General features: G+C 66.5%; 19 protein-coding genes and 2 pseudogenes. 10 read left to right on the top strand and 11 right to left on the bottom strand.

The genetic code is table 11. The features are described from left to right. From FH608_RS54790 to FH608_RS50455, 7 genes and pseudogenes are all read left to right on the top strand, one after another. Nucleotides 1-130, top strand: a pseudogene (locus FH608_RS54790) (IS256 family transposase); the annotation flags it as partial. A 157-nt stretch (nucleotides 131-287) separates the two neighbouring features. After that, nucleotides 288-1,469 carry a Gfo/Idh/MocA family protein gene (locus tag FH608_RS50480; protein ID WP_139638349.1) on the top strand — a complete coding sequence of 394 codons (1,182 nt, stop codon included), beginning with the start codon at nucleotides 288-290 and terminating at the stop codon, nucleotides 1,467-1,469. 79 nt (nucleotides 1,470-1,548) lie between these two features. Further along, nucleotides 1,549-2,508 carry a glycosyltransferase gene (locus FH608_RS50475; protein WP_193319102.1) on the top strand — a complete coding sequence of 320 codons (960 nt, stop codon included), beginning with the start codon at nucleotides 1,549-1,551 and terminating at the stop codon, nucleotides 2,506-2,508. 40 nt (nucleotides 2,509-2,548) lie between these two features. After that, the gene (gene asnB, locus FH608_RS50470; RefSeq protein WP_139638346.1) at nucleotides 2,549-4,351 is read left to right on the top strand and encodes an asparagine synthase (glutamine-hydrolyzing); all 1,803 of its coding nucleotides are present in this window, start codon (nucleotides 2,549-2,551) and stop codon (nucleotides 4,349-4,351) included. Nucleotides 4,352-4,471: 120 nt separating this feature from the next. Beyond that, nucleotides 4,472-5,278: a hypothetical protein gene (locus FH608_RS50465; RefSeq protein ID WP_139638345.1), complete on the top strand. Its 807-nt coding sequence runs from the start codon at nucleotides 4,472-4,474 to the stop codon at nucleotides 5,276-5,278. Then, a complete protein-coding gene (guaB, locus tag FH608_RS50460; protein ID WP_226900712.1) occupies nucleotides 5,275-6,450 on the top strand; it encodes an IMP dehydrogenase in 1,176 nt (391 codons plus the stop codon). Before FH608_RS50465 ends, guaB begins: the two co-directional genes overlap by 4 nt. Beyond that, nucleotides 6,447-7,883: a glycosyltransferase family 4 protein gene (locus FH608_RS50455; protein ID WP_139638344.1), complete on the top strand. Its 1,437-nt coding sequence runs from the start codon at nucleotides 6,447-6,449 to the stop codon at nucleotides 7,881-7,883. The genes guaB and FH608_RS50455 overlap by 4 nt, the downstream gene beginning before the upstream one ends. 510 nt (nucleotides 7,884-8,393) lie before the next feature. Here FH608_RS50455 and FH608_RS50450 read toward each other — a convergent pair. Further along, nucleotides 8,394-8,804, bottom strand: a pseudogene (locus tag FH608_RS50450) (IS1380 family transposase); the annotation flags it as partial. A 214-nt stretch (nucleotides 8,805-9,018) separates the two neighbouring features. Here FH608_RS50450 and FH608_RS54675 point away from each other — a divergent pair. Then, nucleotides 9,019-9,147, top strand: coding sequence for a transposase (locus FH608_RS54675; RefSeq protein WP_139638352.1), 129 nt, complete (start codon nucleotides 9,019-9,021; stop codon nucleotides 9,145-9,147). Nucleotides 9,148-9,228: 81 nt separating this feature from the next. On the opposite strand, the gene FH608_RS50440 is transcribed toward FH608_RS54675, so the two are convergent. The 8 genes from FH608_RS50440 to FH608_RS50405 all read right to left on the bottom strand — a co-directional run bounded on the left by FH608_RS50440 (nucleotide 9,229) and on the right by FH608_RS50405 (nucleotide 18,248). Continuing rightward, nucleotides 9,229-10,569 carry a condensation domain-containing protein gene (locus FH608_RS50440; RefSeq protein ID WP_139638343.1) on the bottom strand — a complete coding sequence of 447 codons (1,341 nt, stop codon included), beginning with the start codon at nucleotides 10,567-10,569 and terminating at the stop codon, nucleotides 9,229-9,231. Between the two features lie 280 nt (nucleotides 10,570-10,849). Beyond that, on the bottom strand, nucleotides 10,850-12,028 hold the full coding sequence (locus FH608_RS50435) for an acyl-CoA dehydrogenase family protein (RefSeq protein WP_139638342.1): 1,179 nt from the start codon (nucleotides 12,026-12,028) through the stop codon (nucleotides 10,850-10,852). Between the two features lie 5 nt (nucleotides 12,029-12,033). Then, on the bottom strand, nucleotides 12,034-13,779 hold the full coding sequence (locus FH608_RS50430) for a carbamoyltransferase family protein (protein ID WP_139638341.1): 1,746 nt from the start codon (nucleotides 13,777-13,779) through the stop codon (nucleotides 12,034-12,036). A 39-nt stretch (nucleotides 13,780-13,818) separates the two neighbouring features. Further along, complete coding sequence (locus FH608_RS50425; protein ID WP_193319101.1) at nucleotides 13,819-15,126, bottom strand: DegT/DnrJ/EryC1/StrS family aminotransferase; 1,308 nt, start codon at nucleotides 15,124-15,126, stop codon at nucleotides 13,819-13,821. Between the two features lie 79 nt (nucleotides 15,127-15,205). Continuing rightward, the gene (gene queE, locus FH608_RS50420) at nucleotides 15,206-15,841 is read right to left on the bottom strand and encodes a 7-carboxy-7-deazaguanine synthase (protein ID WP_139638339.1); all 636 of its coding nucleotides are present in this window, start codon (nucleotides 15,839-15,841) and stop codon (nucleotides 15,206-15,208) included. 3 nt (nucleotides 15,842-15,844) lie between these two features. Continuing rightward, entirely contained in the window at nucleotides 15,845-16,540 is a 696-nt protein-coding gene (queC, locus tag FH608_RS50415) for a 7-cyano-7-deazaguanine synthase QueC (protein ID WP_139638338.1), read from the bottom strand. A gap of 123 nt (nucleotides 16,541-16,663) precedes the next feature. Further along, complete coding sequence (locus FH608_RS50410) at nucleotides 16,664-17,218, bottom strand: P-loop NTPase family protein (protein WP_139638337.1); 555 nt, start codon at nucleotides 17,216-17,218, stop codon at nucleotides 16,664-16,666. Nucleotide 17,219: 1 nt separating this feature from the next. Next, on the bottom strand, nucleotides 17,220-18,248 hold the full coding sequence (locus FH608_RS50405; RefSeq protein WP_139638336.1) for an adenylosuccinate synthetase: 1,029 nt from the start codon (nucleotides 18,246-18,248) through the stop codon (nucleotides 17,220-17,222). A gap of 74 nt (nucleotides 18,249-18,322) precedes the next feature. Here FH608_RS50405 and purB point away from each other — a divergent pair, with 74 nt between their 5' ends. Together purB and FH608_RS50395 are read left to right on the top strand one after the other, a co-directional pair. Then, entirely contained in the window at nucleotides 18,323-19,702 is a 1,380-nt protein-coding gene (gene purB / locus FH608_RS50400) for an adenylosuccinate lyase (RefSeq protein WP_139638335.1), read from the top strand. A 1-nt stretch (nucleotide 19,703) separates the two neighbouring features. After that, on the top strand, nucleotides 19,704-20,378 hold the full coding sequence (locus tag FH608_RS50395) for an HAD family hydrolase (protein ID WP_139638334.1): 675 nt from the start codon (nucleotides 19,704-19,706) through the stop codon (nucleotides 20,376-20,378). A gap of 18 nt (nucleotides 20,379-20,396) precedes the next feature. On the opposite strand, the gene folE2 is transcribed toward FH608_RS50395, so the two are convergent. Together folE2 and queD are read right to left on the bottom strand one after the other, a co-directional pair. After that, complete coding sequence (folE2, locus tag FH608_RS50390) at nucleotides 20,397-21,191, bottom strand: GTP cyclohydrolase FolE2 (protein ID WP_139638333.1); 795 nt, start codon at nucleotides 21,189-21,191, stop codon at nucleotides 20,397-20,399. Further along, nucleotides 21,191-21,550 carry a 6-carboxytetrahydropterin synthase QueD gene (queD, locus tag FH608_RS50385; protein WP_226900711.1) on the bottom strand — a complete coding sequence of 120 codons (360 nt, stop codon included), beginning with the start codon at nucleotides 21,548-21,550 and terminating at the stop codon, nucleotides 21,191-21,193. Before queD ends, folE2 begins: the two co-directional genes overlap by 1 nt. Nucleotides 21,551-21,686: the final 136 nt, after the last annotated feature.

The following is a 21,686-nucleotide window of genomic DNA, read 5'->3' as shown; positions in this document are numbered from 1 at the left end:
CGAGCAGACCGACGAATGGGTCGAAGCCCGCCGCTACATGGGCCTGGACATCCTCGCCAAGGCCCGGATCCGCGTGATCCCTGGCGACACACCAGCCCAGAACCTACTCCCGCAGACACTTACCGCTTAACCTGCAGAAACAGGATCACGCGAAGATCGATTCATACACCACGTCCGTGGACGTGACCCGCCGAGTGTCCCGCCGGCGAGACAACGGCTCCCGGTCGCTCATCTACCGTTCTCGATTGTGGCGCGGTGCCGGAGTATTGGCCTCTGCGGTTAGGGCGGTGAACGTCCTGAGTGGCACAAGCCTGGCCGATCATCGAACGGAAGGGCGGAGAATGATGCCGGAACACCTCAACCGTGGCCGGTCGCATGGGGAGCGGGGCGTGAGTGGCAATCGCCGGTCACCGCTGCGTTTGCTGGTTTTCGGCGCTGGTGGGTGGGCCGGGGTATGGCATGAGCATTTCCTGCCCGCCGTGGCCGACCGGGCCAAGGTCGCCGCTCTGGTCGACCAGGACGCGACGAGCTTGTCGGACCGTGCGGCCGCACTGGGCGTGCCCCGGTCCGCCGCCTTCCGCTCGATCGACGAGGCGGCTCGGGCGCTCCGCCAGGGGCTCGACGTCGATGCCGCCGTCGTCGTGCTGCCTCCGGAGTGCCATCGCGACGCGATCTGCACGGCGGCCGAAAGCGGACTGGACGTTCTCACGGAGAAGCCGCTCGCGAGCGATCCCAAGGCCGCAGCCGACATCGTTCGGGCGGTCCGGTCGTCCGGGGTGAAGGCACAGGTGATGCAGAATTACCGACATTACGGTCCTATCAGGACGGCCAGATCGGTGCTCGCCGACGGCGGTCTCGGCCCGCTCAACCTGCTTGTGGCGCGCTTCCGAGTCGACTACCGGGAGCCGCGGAGCTGGGGCGGCAACCGGCACGACCATCCGCACGCCGCCCTCTTCGAGGCAGGCGCGCACCACTTCGACCAAATTCGTCATCTCACCGGGGAGACCCCCGAGTCGGTGTGGGCGGACGAGTGGCGGCCGGGTCATGCGACCTCGTTCTCAGGGGCGCCATGCGCTCTGGTCGGAGGGGTCTTCCCGTCCTCGGCCCGGTTCCTCTACGAGGCGAGCGCGGTGGCGGCAGGACAGCAGGACGGCTGGAAACGGGAGAGCTACCGGGCCGAGTGCGCAGGAGGGACCCTGCGTGTGGTGGACTCCTCCGTGCTCGTCACCGTTCACGGCCCCGACCGAACCGTGGAGAGCGAGGTACCGGTGACCGCACCGCCTCTCACGGGGCATCGGGCGGTCATCGACGAGTTCGTCACCTGGATCTCCGGCGGCCCCGCGCCCGCCACGCGGCTGGCCGACAATCTCGGAACGATGGCGACGATATTCGCCGCCGTCGAGGCCGCGGAACTGCGGGGAACGGTACCCGTCGCCAGGCACATGGCCGCGCTGACCGGAGTCGGGTGACCAGGCCGAGATGAGAATCCTGCAGATCTCCAGTTGCTGGGCGAGGACTCCACCGGACGGTTTCGGCCCCGCTGAGGAGGTGACGTACGATCTGTCCGTCGAGCTCGCCGCTGCGGGGCACGACGTCACGGTTTTCGCCACCGGCGACTCGGCCGTCGGACTCCCTCTTGCCTTTCATTTCCCCACACCGCCCGCGTACAGCCCAACGAACCCACGCACGCACGTTGAGGCGGCCATCGAATATGCAAATTCACATAAGTTCGACATCGTTCACAACAATGAGTCGAAATATGGCGCTCTGCTGGCCCACACCATCCGGTGGCCCACGGTAACCAGGGCTAACTGGTTGTTCGACGCCGACTTCACCGAGCAATTCCACCGCCTGGGCGAGCGGGTGATGCGAGCCACCAAATTCGTGGCGATCAGTCATCGGATGCGTACGCTCTTGCCGGAGTTGTCATTCGTGGGGACGGTGCACAACGGGATCGACGTCGAAGGGTTTCCCTATGGGGCGGACAAACAGGATTACGTCCTGTTCCTCGGCCGGATCATCCCGGAGAAGGGGGTCGACCTCGCCATCGAGGCCGCACGGATCGCAAGAGTCCCCCTCGTCATCGCTGGGCAGTTGCTCGACAGACATCAAGAGTTCTTCGAGCGGAAGGTGGCACCGGCGCTCGGCGATGATGTTGTCTGGTACGGGCCCGCCTCACGCTCACAGGCGAAACAGCTCCTACGCCACGCGCGTGCCCTTCTCATGCCGTACCGATGGGAGGAGCCGTTCGGGAAGGTGCTGGTGGAGGCGCAGGCGTGCGGCACGCCAGTGGTTTCAGTCCCGAGTGGAGCCGTACCGGAGGTGGTGGCCAACGGGGTCACCGGCTGGCTGCGCGCCACCCCTGAGGAGATGGCCGTCGCCCTTCGCCAGGTCGGCAGGCTCAGCTCTCTCGCGTGCCGGGAATGGGCGCAGACCCGCTTCTCCCGCGCCAGGATGGCGGCCGACTATGCCCGCCTGTACGCCGAACTTCTGGCCGGCGATGCATGACCGCACGTGCCCGGCCGGGCACGGAACGAGAAGCTGACGGATGTGCGGGATCGCCGGGTTCACCGGCCCGAAACGTCCGGAGGACGCGGCGCTCCTGGTCACCATGGCCCGGCGGATGGTCCATCGCGGACCCGATTCCGCGGGCACGTACGATTCACCCGCTGGTTCGATGGTCGTACGCCGTCTCGCCGTCCGAGGTGGGCCGACCGCCGACCAGCCATTGCTGAGCGAGGACGGATCCATCGCCGTATGCGGCAACGGCGAAATCTACAACTACCCCGAACTACGCCGTGACCTGCTGGGCCGAGGCCATCGTTTCCGCAGCACCTCAGATCTCGAGGTGATTGTTCACCTGTACGAGGAATGCGGCACCGGCCTGTGGAAAGAGCTGGTCGGCGATTTCGCCGTCGCCGTCATCGACAACCGTTCGCGGTCCGTCGTGCTCGCCAGGGACAGGCTGGGCATCCGCCCGCTGTACGTCGCCGAGATCTGCGGACGGCTCGCCTACTCATCCGAAATCCGGCCGCTGCTGGCGGTCGGCTCCGAGCCGACCACCGCGAGCACCGCCGGCATCGCCCTCTATCTTCAGCACCAGTTCGTTCCCGCGCCGCTGACCGCTTTCCACGGCATTTACAAGGTGAACCCAGGCACTCAGGTGGTGATCCAGGACGGCCGAGTGCGCGAGCACCGGTATTGGAGCCTTCCGGAGCGTCCCGCCGAGGCCGCCCACTCCGGTGCGGAGCTTCCGTGGCTCCTCGGGGAGACCGTCAGCCGGCAAGGCGGCTCCGTGGACGGGCCAGTGGGCCTGTGCCTGAGCGGCGGGCTGGACTCCGCCGTCATCGCCGCCCTGCACCGTACGTGGACCGACCGGCCGTTGACCACCTTCACCATCGACTTTCCCATCGCGGGGGACGGCACCCGTTCCGAGGCTGGCGCCGCCGCCGCGCTGGCCGGCCGACTCGGTGTCGAGCATGTCGTCGTGCGCCTGTCCGCCGACAGCTATCTGGAGACGGCTACGCGGGCGGTTGAGACTCTGGAGGAGCCGATCTGTGACCCGACGGCGGCGCTGCTCGACCGCATTTCGGCGGAGGCGGCAGGTCGCGGGATTCGGGTGCTCCTGTCCGGTGAGGGAGCGGACGAACTGTACGGCGGCTACGCGCAGTACCGCCGCTCGATGGCCGGGGAACGGCCGTGGATCGGCGGCCGCCGGCTGCTGAAGTCGCTCGATGACGGGGGCCTGTGGCCGGAATTGCGACTACCCGGCGACGGCCCGGCCGAACTACCGCTGACGCGAGTGCTGGGACGCAGCGACGCCGAGACGATCGAGGTGCTGCACGCTGCGGCGGTCAACGTCGAGCCCAAGGGTTCGGGGACGGAGCTGCTCTACCGCTACGGCCGGGATGACCTGCGGGGCTTCGTCCCCAGTACGTTGCTGGCCCGGAGCGACAAAATATGCATGGCCAACTCGGTGGAAGGCAGATATCCGTACCTCGATCACCGCGTCGTCGAGCATGGGCTGTCCATGCACGCCAATCGCAAGTTCTCGGCGGAGGCGGACAAAGTCGCACTGCGTTCCCTGGCTCTGGGCCTCGGGATCCCCGCCGCCGCCCGGGCCGCGAAGAGCCCGTTCTCGCTACCCATGGCCGCGTGGCTGGCGGGGCCGCTCCAGGTCGTCGTGGCTGATCTGCGACGGCTGGCGGACAAGGATCAACTCGGGCTTCGGCCCGGCCGATGGCTGCCAAAACTGATCACCCCGGAAGACCGCCTGGCGCCAGGCGCGTTTCCGTCCGATATCTGGAGCATCTATTCGCTGCTGGCATGGGCCAACACATTTCTGCGGTAGAAACCACAGCCATGGCGCACAGGCCACTATCCAGTCGAGCACCGGGACCATGTACGATCACCGCGAATCAAGATCGATCCGCTCTTTTCAATGTCAGGCATCAAGCTCGGGGGTACAAGAATGAAGCCCGACGTCATCTGCCGGTGGGCGAGCTGGAATCCGACCATCGAGGGCTGCTACATGCTCAGCCACAGCATCGGGTCGTTTCAGCGATTCCTTGGTTCGACCGCGGAATATGTCGTTTACGCGGACGATCCCGAGTTCGTCACAGCGCATCTGCTGGTCGAGGCCGAGGTGCGGCAGCTGGACGGTTCGCCGCGATCCCGCTACCTCCGGCCGGAGGCGACGTGGCGTAAATGGGCGCCCATGCCCCGGGTCGATGCCGGCAGGGCCGAATTGCGTATTGACTCTGACATATTTCTGCTGGCCGAGCCGGTCGAGCTGCGGCGTTTCCTGGCCCATGGTGGCCCTTCCTATCTGGTGTCAAGTGAAGAGTTCGTGGCATTGTGGCCGTACGGGAACTTCGGCGGGAAACTGCCGTCCCGCTTTCTGCCCATCAACGCCGGCCTGGTGGGCCAGGCTCCGGGTTGCGATCTCACGCCCCTGCTCGATGCCGAATTCGATTGGTGGGAAGAGTCGATCGCCCCTGACGAGGTGAAGTATCACGATGAGCAGGGGGCGGTCGCAGTGGTCATGCAGGCGCTGGCGGCGGAAGGCGAGGTGACGGTCCTCGACCCTGCCCGTTACCGAATCGTCTGCCCACTCAATCGACCACCAGTGCGAGATGTGACCGGTCTCGTCATGCTGCACGCGACGTACCCGGAACATCCGGCGTTCTGGCAGTTCCTACCTGAGATCGCGCAAATGAGCGGCATCACAGCCGATCCGGCCGAGGTCGGCCTGACAGTGAGGAGACATGTCTCATGAGTGACCGGTCCCGTTCGGCTCTGAGGAGCACAGAGGCCATTCCGACGGCCCTGGCGATCGAGGACGTCCTGCTCGTGCCGCGGCGCAGCCCTGTGCGAAGCAGGCGCGACGTCGATTTGAGCTCGACGATTGTCGGCGACCTGCGCCTGTCGATCCCGATCCTCTCCTCGAACGTGCCCTGGTGCACGGAGACGGCGATGGCCGTGGCCATGGCCCGGCTGGGCGGAATGGGCTGCGTTCACCGGATGCAGACCATCGACGATCAGGCGAATCAGGTCCGGCAGGTGAAGCGGGCTTCCACTGATGGGAGCGGCTCGCTCGGCGTACCGCCGTCTGTCGACGGTGATGGCAGGCTACTCGTCGCCGCCGCGGTAGGGGTGGCCGACGATTTCGTCAAGCGGGCGGAGGCGCTGGTGGACGCCGAGACGGACGTGCTGCTCGTGGACGCCGCGCATGGACACCTGGAGCTTTCGCTCAACGCGGTCCACCTGTTGCGCGAGCGCTACCCCGACCTGCCGATCATGGCTGGCAACGTCGCCACCGCCGAGGGGGTGGAAGACCTCGTCGCGGCCGGCGCGGGAGCGGTGAAGGTCGGCATCGGCCCCGGCGGGGTTTGCACGACCCGAGCCGTCGCCGGGGTTGGCGTGCCCCAGTTCACGGCGGTGCTGGAGTGCGCCGCGGCCGGCCGGGAGCTCGGCGTGCCGATCGTGGCGGACGGCGGCATCCGCAAGGCTGGGGACATTACCAAGGTGCTCGCCGCCGGAGCGGCATCGGTGATGCTCGGCTCAGCGCTCGCGGGTACGGAGGAGAGCGCGGCCGTGCCAGGCGAGGACGATGGCCACAGTGTCCGGTCGTCCACCGGTTATGTCTCGCTCGGTATGCGTCTCACGCTCCGCCGGGCGGAGGGGCTGGCGGTGTCCCGCGAGGACTTCGATGACTACGTACCCGAAGGCGTGGAGGTGGCCTTCCCGGCGACCGGCCCGCTGCGTAACGTCTTGCGGCAACTCACCGGCGGGGTGCAATCAGGGCTCAGCTACTGCGGCGCTCCCGACGTGCCGACGTTGCAGGCGGTGGCCCGGTTCGTCAGGGTCACGCCGGGCGGGATGCAGGAGAGCCGGCCCCATGCGGGGGAGGGCGACGGCCGCCTCATCGGCAGGTTCGGTGCGTCATGAAAGTGGCCGTTTTCTCACTCGGCCCGGTGTTCCCCCGGCATGTTCACGGCGGCTCGCAGCGAACGTTGATCTCCGTCGTCCGTCATCTGGCCGACCAGGGGCATGACTGCGACATTTACTGCACCCTGCGGGACGACAACGCGCGGTCCTTCGAACTGGCCCCCGGCGCGCGGGTGCACCCGTCGCTCCGTTTCAAGCAGACCTTCCCTGAGCCGTACTACACCGCGCCTTATCACCTCGCCTCCATCGCGGAGACGCTGCGTACGGCGGCGAGCGACTCGGACGTCTTCTACATCCATGACTCGGAGCTGGTGTTCAGCCAGATATACGACGACGTGCCGGTGGTCTCGGGGGTTCAGGATTTCGTCTACCCGACGACGTTGGAAGGCGTCTTCTCCTTCCGCGGGCGACAGTTCATCGCCATTTCCGAATATGTCAGGCAATGCATGTCCGCCACGCTCTCCCGGCTCTCGGACAAGCATGCGGCCTCCGTCCAAGTCGTCCCAAACGGCTTCGACCTGTCGGTGTTTCGTCCGGTCGACTCCTCTCGCATGGCATCCGAACTGGGCATACGTCCCGACTGGGTGCCCATTCTCTTTCCGCATCGCCCGGACCCGCGCAAGGGCCTGTTCCAGGCCATCTCCGTGATCGCCGCCGCCCGTGAGCACCTGCCACTCGAGATCTTCGCCCGGCTACGCCTGCTCGTGCCGCGCTGGATGGACTCGGAGCTCGTAGGAGAGGAATCCGGCCACGAATATCAAACTCTCTACCGGGAGGCGGAGAAGTACGCGATCGAGAACGACCTCGGGCGGCTTCTCCACGTACATCCGTGGATATCGGCGGACCGCATGCCGGAGTACTTCTCGCTCGGGCGATTGACGTTGTGCATCGGTAACTTCGTCGAGGCGTTCGGCAACGTCTCGGTGGAATCCCAGATGTGCGGGACACCAACCATCGTCAGCCGCGTCGGCGCCCAGCGGACCGTTCTCCCGGACGAACTGGTCGCCAAGGTCGACTACGGCGACATCAGCGGATGCGCGGGGCTGCTGGCGGCCCTGCTGCTCGACGAGAAGTCCTTCGATACCCAGCGCTTTCGCGAGTTCGTCGACGCCACCTACAGCGAGCGGGCCACGGTCGCCGGGTATCACGAGGTGTTCGCCGGCTCGGCGGCTGGACGGCGTACCGGGACGCCTTTGACGCACGGGGGCAGCGGTTATGGCATCCCGCCTTGGTGCGCACTGACGGCGCACGGTTACTACAGCGATTACCTGCACGCCTACGCCGAAGACCGGGAATTGTTGTCGCTGCTGGCGGCCACGCCTGACGGAAATCTGTCGGCCGAACAGGGCATAGCACCGGACAAGCTGACCCGCTGGGAGGCGGAAGGGCTGCTCATGAGGCAGCGACCGCCAGGCGACCACCCTTCCCGTTAGCCTCGATTCTTCAGTGGGCTGTGCTGTGTGAGCGGCTCCGCTGTTTGCCCGTAATGTCCCCGGTGCGGTGGGGGTGGGCCGTCGCGTGACGCTGCGGGGGCGCCGGGTTCCACGGGCCCGGATGAGGTTCCTTCCTGGATCGTCGTGGTCGGGTCCGGCTCTCAGGTGAGAGCGGGCAGGTCGGTGAGGCGCTGCCAGGCCAGGACGAATGCTCGGGCCCAGGGCCAGGTGCGCTCGATGCGCGGGTGGCGGTGGCGGGCGTGGGCGGCCAGGCGGGGCGGGCAGGTGGGCGATGGCTTGCTCGTCGAGGCCGGTGATGGTCCAGCCGACCAGGTAACGCACCGTGCGGCGGGTGGTGTTCAGCCCTTCCAGGTGGGTCAGCAAGTCGTGGGTGGCGCCCGCGCCGTCGACGCGGACCAGGATCTTGGCCTGGCAGGAGTTCGGGACGCACCAGCAGGCCAGCGGGTGGAAGCCGTACGTTTTCTTGAACGTGACCGCCGCGCCGTGCTTGTCGGAGGCTGAGGTGATGATGGTGGCATCGATGTCGATGACGATCCATCCGCGTAGCCGTTTGCCGGCCACCGTCAGCCAGGGGAAGCCGCCCGGGCGCAGGTGCAGCAGTTGCCAGACGTGGCGGCGTACTCTCGCCCGGGTCTTGGCGATGCGGGCGAGCATCGGCTTGTCCAGGTCGGCCAGGGTGCGGTGGGTGGTGGAGTCCGAGGGCGCTGTTCCGAACAACGCTGCCTGGTGGGCTTGCAGCCGTTCGGCTTCCAGCAGGCTCCGCGCGCCGCATGCGATCGCTGTGGCCAGGGCGACCAGGACGTGAGCGCGGTCGCGCCAGGTTGTGCTTTGTCCGGTCGGCCATAGCGCGCCGAACGCTTCGGTCAGCCCCACTCGGTCGGCGATCTTGTGCAGCAGCATCGCTCCCGCATGACCCACCAGCCCTTTTCCGTCGGCTGTGACAGACAGCCGACGGTCCCACCCGGACCGGTACGCTCGTTCACCAGAAAGGTGCACCGGCTTCTGCACTGGATATGGCGTCGACACCCAGATCCTTGCAGGTCAGGGGCACCTTTTCTCATGTTTCAGGCAAAGCTGGCTCCCTCGGCTGAATCCCCGAGGTTAGAGCCACCACATCCTGTGGCGCACTCGTGCGAAAGTGCCATGGCAAGACCTACCTTCGCGTTTCGGGTCATGGGAGACCGTCCATGGACGCCATCCCGCCGATCAAGGGATGGGCGTGGGAGTCGAGGGCGCGGAGTAGACGATGAGCGTGTGTCCATCGACATGCCGCGAGGCGGCATGACCACCAAGATTCACGTGATGGCGGATCGGCGCTGCCGACCTATCGCCCGTCCCTTTCGGCTTCGTCCACCAAGGTAGCTTCGATGAGCTGGACCGTGGCTTTTATCTGCTCAGGCGGAAAGTAACTGGTGTCCCCGATCACTTGGTATGAGAGCCCGCCGAACACGCTCAGGAACAATCGGATCCTCTCGTTCTCGAACCGGCGCCGCCACGTGAACGAGCTGTCCTGGAGGAGGTCCCGTGGCCCTGCTCCATCTGGGCATCGCGGGTCGCCGTCAATGGCCGCGCCCTGGGAGACCACGTTCAGGGTGACCAGATCCGGAATGACGATCGGCTGGTGCATCTCATCCAGTACGGCTTTGACATGGTCCGGGTCGTACTGGCTGCATTGATAGGCCCTCAACGCCGCCAGGTGCACTGAGCGGACCAGCTTCGGAAACGGAGCTCCCCCGTTTTCCAGCAGTACTGGGGTGTTCTGGCACAGGTAGAGGACAGACCGTTTGACCTCGGGAGCGAACCGGTTGCTCACCCGGAGCAGAACCGGAAGCGTGTCACGGCCCGCGTACACGGTAAGGACACGTGCTGCCGCAGCCAGGAACACCGACGCCTGGCTCACCCCGTGCCGGGCGGCCAGCATCTGGGACGCGTGTAGGGACGCCTTGGACAAGTAGTCGCCTTGCCAGAACCGTGGCGCCATCGGCTCAGCCCTTGGGGCGAAGGCGTCAGCCGACGGTGGACATGCGCTCAGCACCTTGTGCCAGTAGGCCGCCACACGATCGCCCAAACGAGGTGCCAGCACTTCCCGCTCGTAGCGGGCCTGCTCGATGGGTTGCCTGGTCACCGGCGGCAACTCACGCGCGCCGGCCAGCAGTGCCGCGAGCTCGTCCAGCAGCAGTTGGTTCGCCCAGCCGTCGACGACCAGATGCGAGAGGCACAGGACTACGGTCCGCACCCTGTCACCTACCATCACCAGGCCCACGCGTAACGGCAGGTCCACCGCCAGGTCGAAGCGTCTGGCACCGAGACCGGACTGCGCATCGCACAGTCGGCGCGCTGCCTCGGGTCCTGCGGCCAGGGTGACTGGTATCGCGCCCTGCCCTCCGATCATCTGGAGCGGCTGGTCATCGTCGCCGGTACGGAATGTGGTACGCAGCGCGTCGTGCCTGGCGACCAGGGTACGGAGCGCCGTCAGCACCCGGTCGACCGAGGAGCCGCCATCAGGCGCGTCCAAAGTCAGCGTCACGTTGAGATGCTGATCATCAGGGGCGATGGCGCGAATATTGTTCCACATGCCCTTCTGAGCCCAGGCGAGCGGGCCGCTGTCGACACGGCGGGCCGGGAACTCAAGCGACAGTGAGCCCATCTGCTCCGGCAGATCCACTGACTTCACCTATCTCTCGTTCTGTGGTTTGTCGCGGACAGGGCGAGGTGCTCCATGCTCAGACGGGCGTGTAACTGCCCCGGACCGGGCGTCCGCTCTGCCTTTCCTCGCCTTGAAAGGTCAGCGATTCGGCGAGGAGAATTCACCGTTCACAGGGACGATCGTGTCTCGCGATATCTCGGATGGAGTGCGCGAATGGACCTACGGTTGGAGCTCACGTCCGCTGGGCTGAGGCGTTTCGAAGACGGCATAGCTCGTGATGATCTCCGCAGTCTTGTCGCTACTGCTTCTGCTCCATGATGAACGTGCCCAGGGCCAGGTTCACGGCGGGCTGCCTTGTGCCCTCTGCGACGCGGGCAAGTTGGAGGTCGCGCCAGCACCGCTCCAGCGGATTGCCTGTCACGAGCACCGACCCGCCGAGCAGTTCGACCAGCCGGGAGACGCACGAATAGGCCAGAGACGCCACCGTGCTCAGGATGGCCGCGTGCCAGGGACGGGAGGCTTCCCGCTGCTCCGTGCCTGCCAGCGCGGCCTGCTCCAGTCCTTGTACGCGATTGTAGAAAAGGCTCCGGGCCTGCAGAAACTCCGCCGTGGACAGCCCGATCGCCAGATCGCCGGAAAATCGCTTGGCGGGGTCGGCGGCCGAGCGCCTGCGGGTCAGTTGGTCGTGGGCGTAAGAGAGCGCGCAGCGAGCTATGCCGAGGAAGACCGCGCCCTGCATGAGTATGGATTGCCATGCGCCGTAGTACCGGCAGGACTGAGGCCGATTCGCCGGATCACCGAGGTCAGAGAACCAGTACACGCGTTCCCAGGGAACGCGGACATTCGTCAACCGCACGATTCCGGTGAGAGAGCCGCGCATGGAGTGAAGGTAGGAGGCCGGTTCGCAGGAGATGCCCGGCTGCCGCGCGTCGATCATCATCGTGCAGCCCCTGGCCTCGCCCGACACCGGGATCCTGGCTGTGCAGGTCAGCCAGGTCGCGAGGGGAGCTCCTGAGCAGTACTGGAGGATGCCATCCAGCTCGACGCCGTCTGCTGCCTCTCTGATGGCCAGGCCGGACCTGCTGTGCGACCCGGCGAAGAGGGCCCCCTGCCGCACCACGTCGGTGAAGTACTCCCCGCATCTGCCATGGGTGGCGGTGGGCAATAAGAAATGCAGCCCCTGTTGGATGGTGAAGAGCCAGCCGAGCGATCCGTTCTTAGCAGCCAGCATTTCCAGGAAGCGCGCCGCATAACTGACGGAGGCGTCGCGGCCACCATGTTCCGCCGGCACGGTGTCCATCAAGAATCCCTCGCCGACCAGCGACTTCAGCGCCGCGGCCGCCCTGTCGTCATCATCGGGACAATCGGTCAGGAGTTCCCGCGCCATCGACAGTCGCGCGGCCTCGGCGTCATCGAGTACGGGAATCGCGCTCTCGTAGGATTCGTTCCAGTTCATTTCGTCCAAAGCCTGCGGCATGGAGATCAGTGCCTTTCGTCAGTTTTCCCGGTCTCGGGAGAAGGGCTGTGGGCCAAATAGGGTCCGAGGCACAGGACGTCGGCGCCACTGCGCAGAAAAGTACGGACGGCGTCCTCCGGCGAACAGACGATGGGCTCGCGTTCGTCGTTGAACGAGGTGTTGATCACCGCGGGCAGCCCTGTACGCCGCTGGAAATGATCAATCATCGACCAGTACGCGGGTTGCACTGCACGATCCACAGTGTGCGGCCGTGCGCTCCCATCCGCATGCACCACGCCGGGAACCCGCTCTCGCCAGTCGGCCGCGATGCGGTCGGCCACGATCATGAACGGTGTGTCACCGCCGCGCTCCAGCAGCGCGCCCGCATCCTCCCGCCGGAGGCTTGGGGCCAGTGGCCTCCATCGGGCCCGCCGTTTGATGTCGTTGACCCTGTCCCTGGTCGCGGCCAACGCGGGTGAGGCGACGATGCTGCGCTGGCCCAGTGCCCGCGGACCGCCCTCCATACGTCCCTCGAACCAGCACACGACCTCGTTCCGGCTGAGGTACTCCCCCGCTGCCTCCGTGATGTCGCCAGGTTCCCGATAGGCCAGCCCGGCGTCCGACAGCGCCTTGGCGCAGGTGTCCGCACCGAACGAGGGTCCCAACGAAATCGAGGTCAGGCGCTCGTTGACCGGGGGGACGCCGCACATGACGCTGGCGTGCAACGCGGCTCCGATCGGCGCGCCGTCGTCACCAGCCGCCGGCTGCGCGAAGAACCCTTCAAGGCCGGGGAGGTGGGCGAGACGGCCGTTGGCCGAGCAGTTCAGAGCGACACCACCGGCTATCACCAGCCGCCGGCTGCCAGAGAGCCGCAACGCGAGCTCCGCGAGATGGACCAGCGCCTCTTCCAGGGCGAACTGCCCAGAGGCCGCCATGTCCCGATCCTGCTGTGTCCAGTCCGCGAGCGCAGTGGGGAGCCCGCGTTCGCGCGCCTCCCGCGGCTCTCCGAACCGCTCGGAGAGCCGCCGTATCCAGGCCTCGATCACGGATCGGTACGTGGTCCCCACCGGGTCCCACCGGGTCAGGCCGGGATCGAGGCGGAGACGGTAGCCGTCAGGGTCCAGCTCTATTTCCGGGAACTCGAGGACGGGGCGGCCATAGGGCGCGAGCCCCATCAACTTGCCCTCTCCGAAACTGCCGAGACCGAGAAAACGTGTCAGGCAGGCGTAGAATTGCCCCAGCGAGTCCACCGTCGAGAATTGCCGCAGCACGGATATCCGCCCGCCATCACCGTGGGCCAGGGTGGTGGCGACCCTGTCCCCCTCCCCGTCGACCACGAGAATCGCCGTCTCGTCAAAGCCGGAGCACCAGTACGCGCTCGCCGCGTGTGCCAGGTGATGAGACACCTGAAAAAGCGGCACCACCCCACTACGACACCCCGCCATTGCGGCGAACTCGCGTATATTGACCGGCCATCGAGCCCAGTCGGCGCCGAGTTCACGCTCGCCGAAGCTGATGTCCGCGTGATATCCCGGCGGGGCCACCGATCCGAACTCCTCTTCCACCCAGGGGGTGGCGAGCGCGTCGATGTCCGCCCAGGTGAGGCTGCGGGAGTCCAGGCACCAGCGGACGGCGTTGACCGGCTGCCGGCCGCGTGCGTGCTTGTCCCGTATGAAGCGCTCCTCTTCAGCGAAAGCCACCACGCGGCCGTCCTCGATGAGGCAAACGGACGCGTCGTGGTGCCCGATGGCGTTTATCCCCAGAACTCTCATATGACCATCCCGACTTTGCGACAGGTGTCGATCGCGCGTTCAGCGCTGCGAATGGGCCGGCTCAAGCAGCTCGCGATGGTGCCGCGCCACCTTCCAGAAGGCGGCGGCGATCTCGCCGACCAGGGCGGACTGATCGCCGATGGCGTTGGCGCCGAGGAAGACGCTGATGTCGGTGCGAGCGCACCGGTCCTCCGTCACCGGGCAGTCGCCGGCCGCGTAGTGCACGTCACGGGATCCGAGGTTCCACGGGAAGCCGGGCGCGAGGTATTTGCGTTCGCGCATCTCCTTCCGGAGGTGCAACGGAGTACGCACATATCCGATGCGGACCGGCGCTCCCTCGGCGATCAACGCCTCGACGTACCTGTCGCGGGAGAGGCCGGGCAGTTCCTCGGGGACGAAGGTCGGGCAGTACAGATGATAGACGTGCCTGCCGAACGTGGATTCGGCCGCCGGACGGATACCGGGACAGCCCTCCAGTGCGAGGCTGAGAGCCCGCAGATTCACGATTCGCTCGTCGTTCCACCTACGCAGCTTCGGCAACTGCGCGGCGCAGATGGAGGCGGCGACGGGGTGCATCCGGTACGTGGGCAGGAAACCGTCCGGCGCGGCGTATCCGCCCGGGAGGTCGACACGATGGCGCTGCGGATGTTGTGACATCGCGATGGCCCGATGTCTGACCTCTTCCGACGAGGTCAGGAGGAAGCCCCCCTCGCCGCCGACGATCTGTTTGCCGCTGCCGATCGAGAAGCAGCCCACGGTACCGATCGTGCCGACATGTCGATCGCGGTGCATCGCCCCGGTGGCCTGCGCGCAGTCCTCGATCACGGCCAGTCCATGGGCCTCGGCAAAAGCCATCATACGGGTCATGTCCGCCGGCTGGCCGTACAAGTGCACCACCACGATCGCCTTGGTGGCTGGGCTCAGACATTTTTCCGCCGTTTCTGCGGTCAACGTGTACGTCTCGGGGTCGATGTCGGCGAAAACAGGTATGGCGCCTTGTTGCAGTACACAGGACACCGACTGGGGCCAGGTGTACGCGGGTACGATGACCTCGTCCCCAGGACGCACGCCGACCGCCACCAAGGCGGTGTGCAGGGCAGCCCACCCGGAGTTGGTCGAGACGGCATAGGGGGCGCCGAAGTAATCGGCGACGGCGCGCTCGAATTCCACGACCGGCCCGCTGCCGAAGATCGAGGTCAAATAGGTGGAATCGGTTCTGGCACGGCGGAGGTGTTCGCCGAGTGCCGCGACCTCGTCATCACTCAGCACGGGCCAGGTCGGAAGCGGGGTGCGAACGGTCGGGTCGCCGCCCAGCAATGCCAGGCGATGCGTTTCCGGGGAATTCATCTCGGTGCGACCTGTCTTTCCTTGCATAAGGCAATGAGCGGGAAACCACCGCCGGAATCGTGCCGACCAACGCGATTCCCTATCGGATTCCGACGATCTTGTGCGTCTGCAGGCTGAGCCGCCATCGCGGATTGGTCAGGCAGTATTCGAGTGCCAGGCGGGTGTTGGCCGCCGCGTCCGGGCCATCCATCGGCTGCAGCGAGAACCGGGCGAAGTCGAGCTCCTCGTAGCGCTCCGGCCGGGCGTCGTGCTGTGGGAAGACCAGCTTGAGCTCGTCACCGGAGGTGAGCACGAGTTCCGCGGTGCTCTTCGGGCTGACGCATATCCAGTCGATCCCGGGCGGTGCCGCGCGCGTTCCGTTGGTTTCCACGGCCACCGTGAAGCCTGACTCGTGCAGTGCTTCCACGGCGGCGTGATCGAGCTGAAGTAGGGGCTCACCTCCGGTGCAGACCACGTACCGCTCACCGCCGGCCACGTCCGCCGGCCAGAAGGCGGCGACCGCGGCGGCGAGATCGGCCGCTGTCCTGAATCGGCCGCCGCCGCTACCGTCGGTCCCCACGAAGTCGGTATCGCAGAACTTACATATCGCCCTTACACGGTGCTCTTCGTGGCCGGTCCATAGATTGCAGCCGGTGAAACGGCAGAACACGGCCGGTCGGCCGGCATGGGCGCCTTCCCCTTGCAGGGTGTAGAAGATCTCCTTCACTCGGTACATGGCTCAGGCCCTGCCGGTGAGGGCCGGGTCCGGCAACCCGGCCTCCGCGAAGCCGCGGCCACGCAGAAGGCAGGAGTCGCAGCTCCCGCAGGGGCGGCCCTCGGACTCGGGGTCGTAACAACTGTGAGTGAGGGAGTAGTCCACCCCCAGGGCCAGCCCGCGCTCGATGATCTGCGCCTTGGTCAGCTCGATCAGCGGCGTGTGGACCCGCAGCCGCTGGGTGCCCTCGACGCCTGCTTTGGTGGCCAGCGCGGCCATGCGTTCGAAGGCCGCGATGTACTCCGGGCGGCAGTCGGGGTAGCCCGAATAGTCGAGGGCGTTCACCCCGATGAACACGTCGTTCCCGCCCAGTGACTCGGCCCAGGCGAGCGCGAACGACAGGAAGATCGTGTTACGGGCCGGCACATAGGTCACCGGGATGGAGTCGTCCAGCTCGTCGACGTGGCGGTGCCGCGGCACGGCGATGTCCGCGGTGAGGGCCGAGCCCCCGAACAGACGTAGATCGATGTCTGCCACGACATGCCGCTCCACGCCGAACTGTTCGGCGACGCGGCGGGCGGCGGCCAGTTCGACGCCGTGACGCTGACCGTAGCGGAAGCTCAGCGCATGGAGGCGGTATCCCTCGTGCTTGGCGATGGCGAGAACGGTCGCCGAATCGAGTCCTCCGCTCAGCAGCACTACCGCAGGCTCATTGGCCATGTCACCCTCCAGGAAATTCAATGGAAAGTTGCCTGCACGGCGGCGCGGGCAGCCATTTCAGTTTTGTCACCGGCCCGACCCGCGTCAATTATCCGACCGGCACCGCACCCGACGGGACGACTATTAGGCGGCGCGCCAGTCGATGCTCGACGCAATATCCCGCCCGTGGCGGATCCGCATTACCTTGGCGGCGTGCGGCGCCAAGGCGGCCGCGGTCATACGGCGGTCGGTGGCCCCGTCGTCATGCTCTCGATTCGGATCGCCACCGAGTCCCAGATAATACCTTCGCGTGCTCCAGAGAAAGCGAAGGAGCAGGCGAATGCCCTTCCACTCGTTTTCGCCGCGGAGCGACTTCCGCAGGTGCCTGCCGGTGATGCGCCAGGTCGCCTGCCACCAGGGAATGTCCAGCCACACGATGAGGTCGGCCGCCGCGAACAACGGCTCGGTCCAGCCCAGATAGATGCCTTCCGTCACCCATCGGGGCCGTTCGGCGATCTCGGCTGCCGCGGCTCGGCGCTCTGGCCACGGCAGCGGAGCCACCTGCCTCCCATCTGCGCTCCTGCGTATCGCCACCCGGTCCAGTTCATGATGGTCAGCGGTCAACGCCGCGGCGATCGCCGCCGCGAGGTACGTCTTGCCGCTCCCGGCGGCTCCCACTACGTGGATGCGATGGGCCATTTCATGCCGAAGCCGCGGGGATGGCCACGGTGCCCCTCCGGTCGATCGTGGCGCGCACGTCCGGGCCGGTGCTCAGCAGGCCGGCGGGGCGTTGCAGGACGTCTTCGACCTCGTCCACGAAACGCCGCACAGCCGAGGGCAGTCGCTGAAACGGCACCCCTGCCGCAGCTGGATCGAGACGGTCGAGACAGGTGAGCGCGATGTAGGCGGGATCGTTGAGCATGACCGCCGCCTTCGCCGACTGCATGTCGAACGCCCCCACCCGCCGGGGACGACCGGTCACGGTGGCTTCCTCCTGCCATCCCCGCTCCCGGATCTCCCCGGGTGACAGCTCGCGCGGCAGGTCACCCGGCCCGACCCTGGTGGCGTACGCCTTGAACACCAGCACCACCTCAGTGACCCGCGTCGGCGCCAGACCGACGTCCGCTGCGGCCGTGGCGGCGGTGCTGTCCTTGGAGACGGTGTGCGGATACGTGCCGTAGAGCACCGACAGCCCGAAGCCGTTCGTGCCTTCCACGAGGACGCGTTCGCCCCGGTCGAGCGCCTCGTTCGCCAGCGCGGCCACGTCGGCCGTGAAGGGGGCGAGTTGCGGAGTGTCCCGCACCAACGTGGCCGTGCGCATGGCCCGATCGGCGAGGCTCGGGCCGTGCCCGCTACCGGTGCTCCCCACCACCGTACTGAGGAACCGATTGCTCACATCGGCCTGCCGGTGACGTTCCTCGATGACCGTCGCCCTGCCGTCGATCTTGATCCGCCCAGCCAGGCCCAGACGCTCGATCTCGTCCAGGAAGACGTCAGGTGAGATCAGGGTGCCGGCGCCCAGTGCCAGCCGGCAGTCGGGGTGCACAAACGCGGCGGGCGTCTGCCGGAGACGGAATTCGTGCCCGTCCCGCACCACTGTGTGGCCTGCCCCTGGACCAAGCCCTGCTCTAATACTCAAGCTGAATCGATCACGGGTGGCAAGATAACTGCACACCTTGCCCTTGGCTTCGTCACCCCATTGTCCGCCGACGACGATGGTGCTCGGCATCAGTCGCTCCCTTCGCTTTCATCCTTTTAAACTCGGTGGCCGGTCTCCGGCATCGAATTGGAGTACGTCACACCATGGACAAGGAATTCTCCGTCGGACCCGATGTGGTCCTGCCTCTCGATGAGGGGCGTTATGGCAGTCCCCGGATGCGGGAAATCTTCTCAAAAGCGAATCGCTATCGACTATGGCTGACAGTGGAGCGCGAAGTCGCCCGGGTTCAGGGCGAACTCGGTGTGATTCCCCGGGATGCCGCCGCCGCCATCGACGCCATGGGGCGTGACGGTATCGATCCGGCGGCGATCAGTGCGGCCGAGGCGTGGACAGGCCACGAACTGGCGGCGTTCGTCCACGTTCTGTCGGTGTCGGCGGGAGCGCACGGTCGGTGGGTTCATTTCGGTCTCACCAGCAGTGACGTCATCGACACTGGGGCAGCGCTACAGCTGGCGCAGGCCATCGCCCTCCTCGGCCAGGAGCTGCGGACGCTCACCGACTCGTGCCGGCGCCACACCACGAAGTACGCCGACCTCACCATGACCGGCCGAACACACGGCCAGTACGCGGAGCCGATTACGCTCGGCGGCAAGTTCGCCGTCTACCTCGACGCCCTGCTGCGCACCTCGGACCGGCTCGCCGAACTCTCGCCCAGGGTCCTGGTCGGCAAGGTGGGCGGAGCGGTGGGCACCGGCGCCGCCTTCGGCCACCTCGGCACAGAGCTGGAACGCCGGGTGCTCGACCGGCTGGGCCTGGGAGTGGCGCGGCTGAACTCCCAAGCGGTCGCCCGCGACCGAATCGCCGAGTTCGTCGGCTGGGCGGCCCTGTCCGGAGCGGTGGTCGAGAACATCGCCACCGAAATCCGCAATCTGCAGCGGACCGAGATCGCCGAGCTGCGCGAGCCGATGGCCACCCGGCAGATCGGCAGCTCCGCCATGCCGCACAAGCGCAATCCCGTCCTCTGCGAGAACGTGTGCAGCCTGGCCCGCCTGCTGCGCTCGCTGATCCACCCCGCGCTGGAGAACGTGGTGTCCTGGCACGAGCGCGACCTTGCCAACTCGGCCAACGAGCGGTTTGTCATCCCGCAGGCGTGCGTCCTGCTGGAGGAGGTGGTGCGGAAGATGACGACCGTGCTGGCCGGTCTCGAGGTCGACACGGCCGCGATCGCCCGCAACCTCGACCGGGCCGCCACTGTCTGGATGAGCGGCGCGCTGCTGCGTCTGCTGGTCAGCAACGGGCTCGCCCGCGCGGAGTCGTACCGCGTGGTGCAGGAGTGCGTGCGCTCCGGTCAGCGTGGCGAGCGACTGGTCGATGAGCTGCTCGCGCACGACATGGTGGCGGCCGTTGTTTCGCGCGATGACCTGGCGGCGGTGGTCGAGACGGATCTCGGCGCCGGCTGGTACGCCGCTCGGGCACGAGCCGTGGCGGACATCGCCTCATCCCACACGAAAGGAATGATGTGAAATGACCGCTTCCGCGGTGTTGCTGCTCGACCGGGACGGCACCCTTGTGTCCTGGGACGAGATGTTCATCGCCTGTGTGGCCGACGCCTGCCGCCAGGCGGGGGTGGCGGCCCCGGTGCCGGAAGTGGTGCTGGCGTACGAATTCTGGGAACAGTTGCTCGCCGACCGGCTCGTGGTGGAGGGCTGCCGCATCACTGTCGACTCCGATGCGATCCCCCGTCGTTATCTGAGCGCGTACGGACGTCCGATTCCCGGCGCCGTACCCACCATGGCCGAACTGGCCTCGACCGGTGTGGTGACAGCCTTGGTGAGTTCCTGGACCGGCACGGAGGCCACACGTGCGCTGGTCGATACCTGGGGCATCGGCGACGCCTTCACCCTGGTGCTGACCTCCGACGACCTTGCGGTCACGAGCCCGCTCAGTGCCGTCGAGCGCAAGCGACTGCTCCTCGAACTGGCGCTGCGTGAGCTGGACCCCGATCTGCCAAGGTGGATGGTAGGCGACTCGGCCAGCGACATCGAGGCCGGCAAACAGGTCGGCGCCACCACGGTCGCCGTGCTGACGGGCAACGGCACCCGGGACTTCGCCCACGTCGGCATGGTCATGCCCGATCACATCGTGGCGAGCCTCGGCGACGTACCAGAGCTGATCCGCCGGAGCCGAGCCGGCCTCTGACCCGGACCGCACAACGGGCTATACGCCGCGAGGGGAGCTCCAGGTGATCGCGGCGTATGCCGCGTGGTTATGAATGCTCTCGTCGTTCACAGCTCGTACGCGATAGGCGGCGATGCGGTCGCAATCAGACAGAACCTGGCACACATCACGCACCATGTCCTCGACGAAGACCGGATTGTCGTAGCCGGCCATGGTCACGTGACGCTCGTCCGGCCGCTTGAGCAGAGCGTAGACCGGAGACGAGGCCGCCGCCTCCGCAATGTCGATCAACTCGTCGAACCACGGGCCGCTCATGTGGTCGGCGCCGTTGACCTCGATCGTGACGTGACCGCGCTGGTTGTGCGCACCGCGATCGCTGATGGCCTTGCTGCAGGGGCACACGCTCGTCACCGGCACTTCGACGCTCCACGCCAACTGCGTACCGGCCACACTGCTGCGTGCCGTGATGGAACAGGTGTACTCAACGAAGGCGCGGGCCCGCGTCACGGGCGCTTCCCGTTCCAGGAAGTACGGAAAGCTCAGGTGGACCCGTGCTCTGCCGCTTCCCATGTACAGCCGCAGTTCTTCCGCCAAACCCGCCGCGGTGTCGGGCGTCAACTGCTCCCTCGAACCATGGAGTACTTCGATGAAGCGGCTCAGGTGCGCGCCCTTGGCCTCCGGCCCGAGGTCAACCGCCATGGTGGCCGTGGCAACGGTCTCTCGCTTCGCGCCCTGTCCGTCGGCCACGAGGACGGGATACCGCAGACCTTCGATCCCGACCTCGTCCAACGGCACGCCCCGGCTGTCATGCGCCGCCTGCACATCGCTGAGCATCAGCTCTCCCCCCGATAGACACATCCAGAAGTGCACGTCTCTCGAACGTGAATGGCCGAGATCGGCAGGGAGCCGACCAGGCGGTCCCAGATCCACTTGGCCAGGTTTTCACTGGTGGGATTCTCGAGCCCCTCGACCTCATTGAGGTAGTAGTGGTCGAGCCGCTCCTCCAGGGGATTGAACACCTTCTTGATCTCCCCGAAATCGATTAACCACCCTGCGGAGGGATCGACCTCACCGCTGACGTGCACCTCCACGCGATAACTGTGGCCATGCAGCCTGCCGCACTTGTGGTTCTCCGGTACGTTCGGCAATCTGTGGGCCGCTTCAAAGGTGAACTCACGAAAAATCTCGATCACTCGATTCCCCAAATCTGTGACTTTTGACGTTCACGTGGCGCCGATTTGATCTGTCGAGAATGGGGTCATGCAATGCTTTTTCGGCGATTCCTCGCGATTGAGAGCGTGCTGAGTATGATCGGACGCGGGAACGCCC

The organism is Nonomuraea phyllanthi (assembly GCF_006334985.2).
Lineage (GTDB): Bacteria > Actinomycetota > Actinomycetes > Streptosporangiales > Streptosporangiaceae > Nonomuraea > Nonomuraea phyllanthi.
The sequence above is the reverse complement of the archived record's forward strand: the minus strand, read 5'-3'. Positions and strand labels throughout refer to the sequence as shown.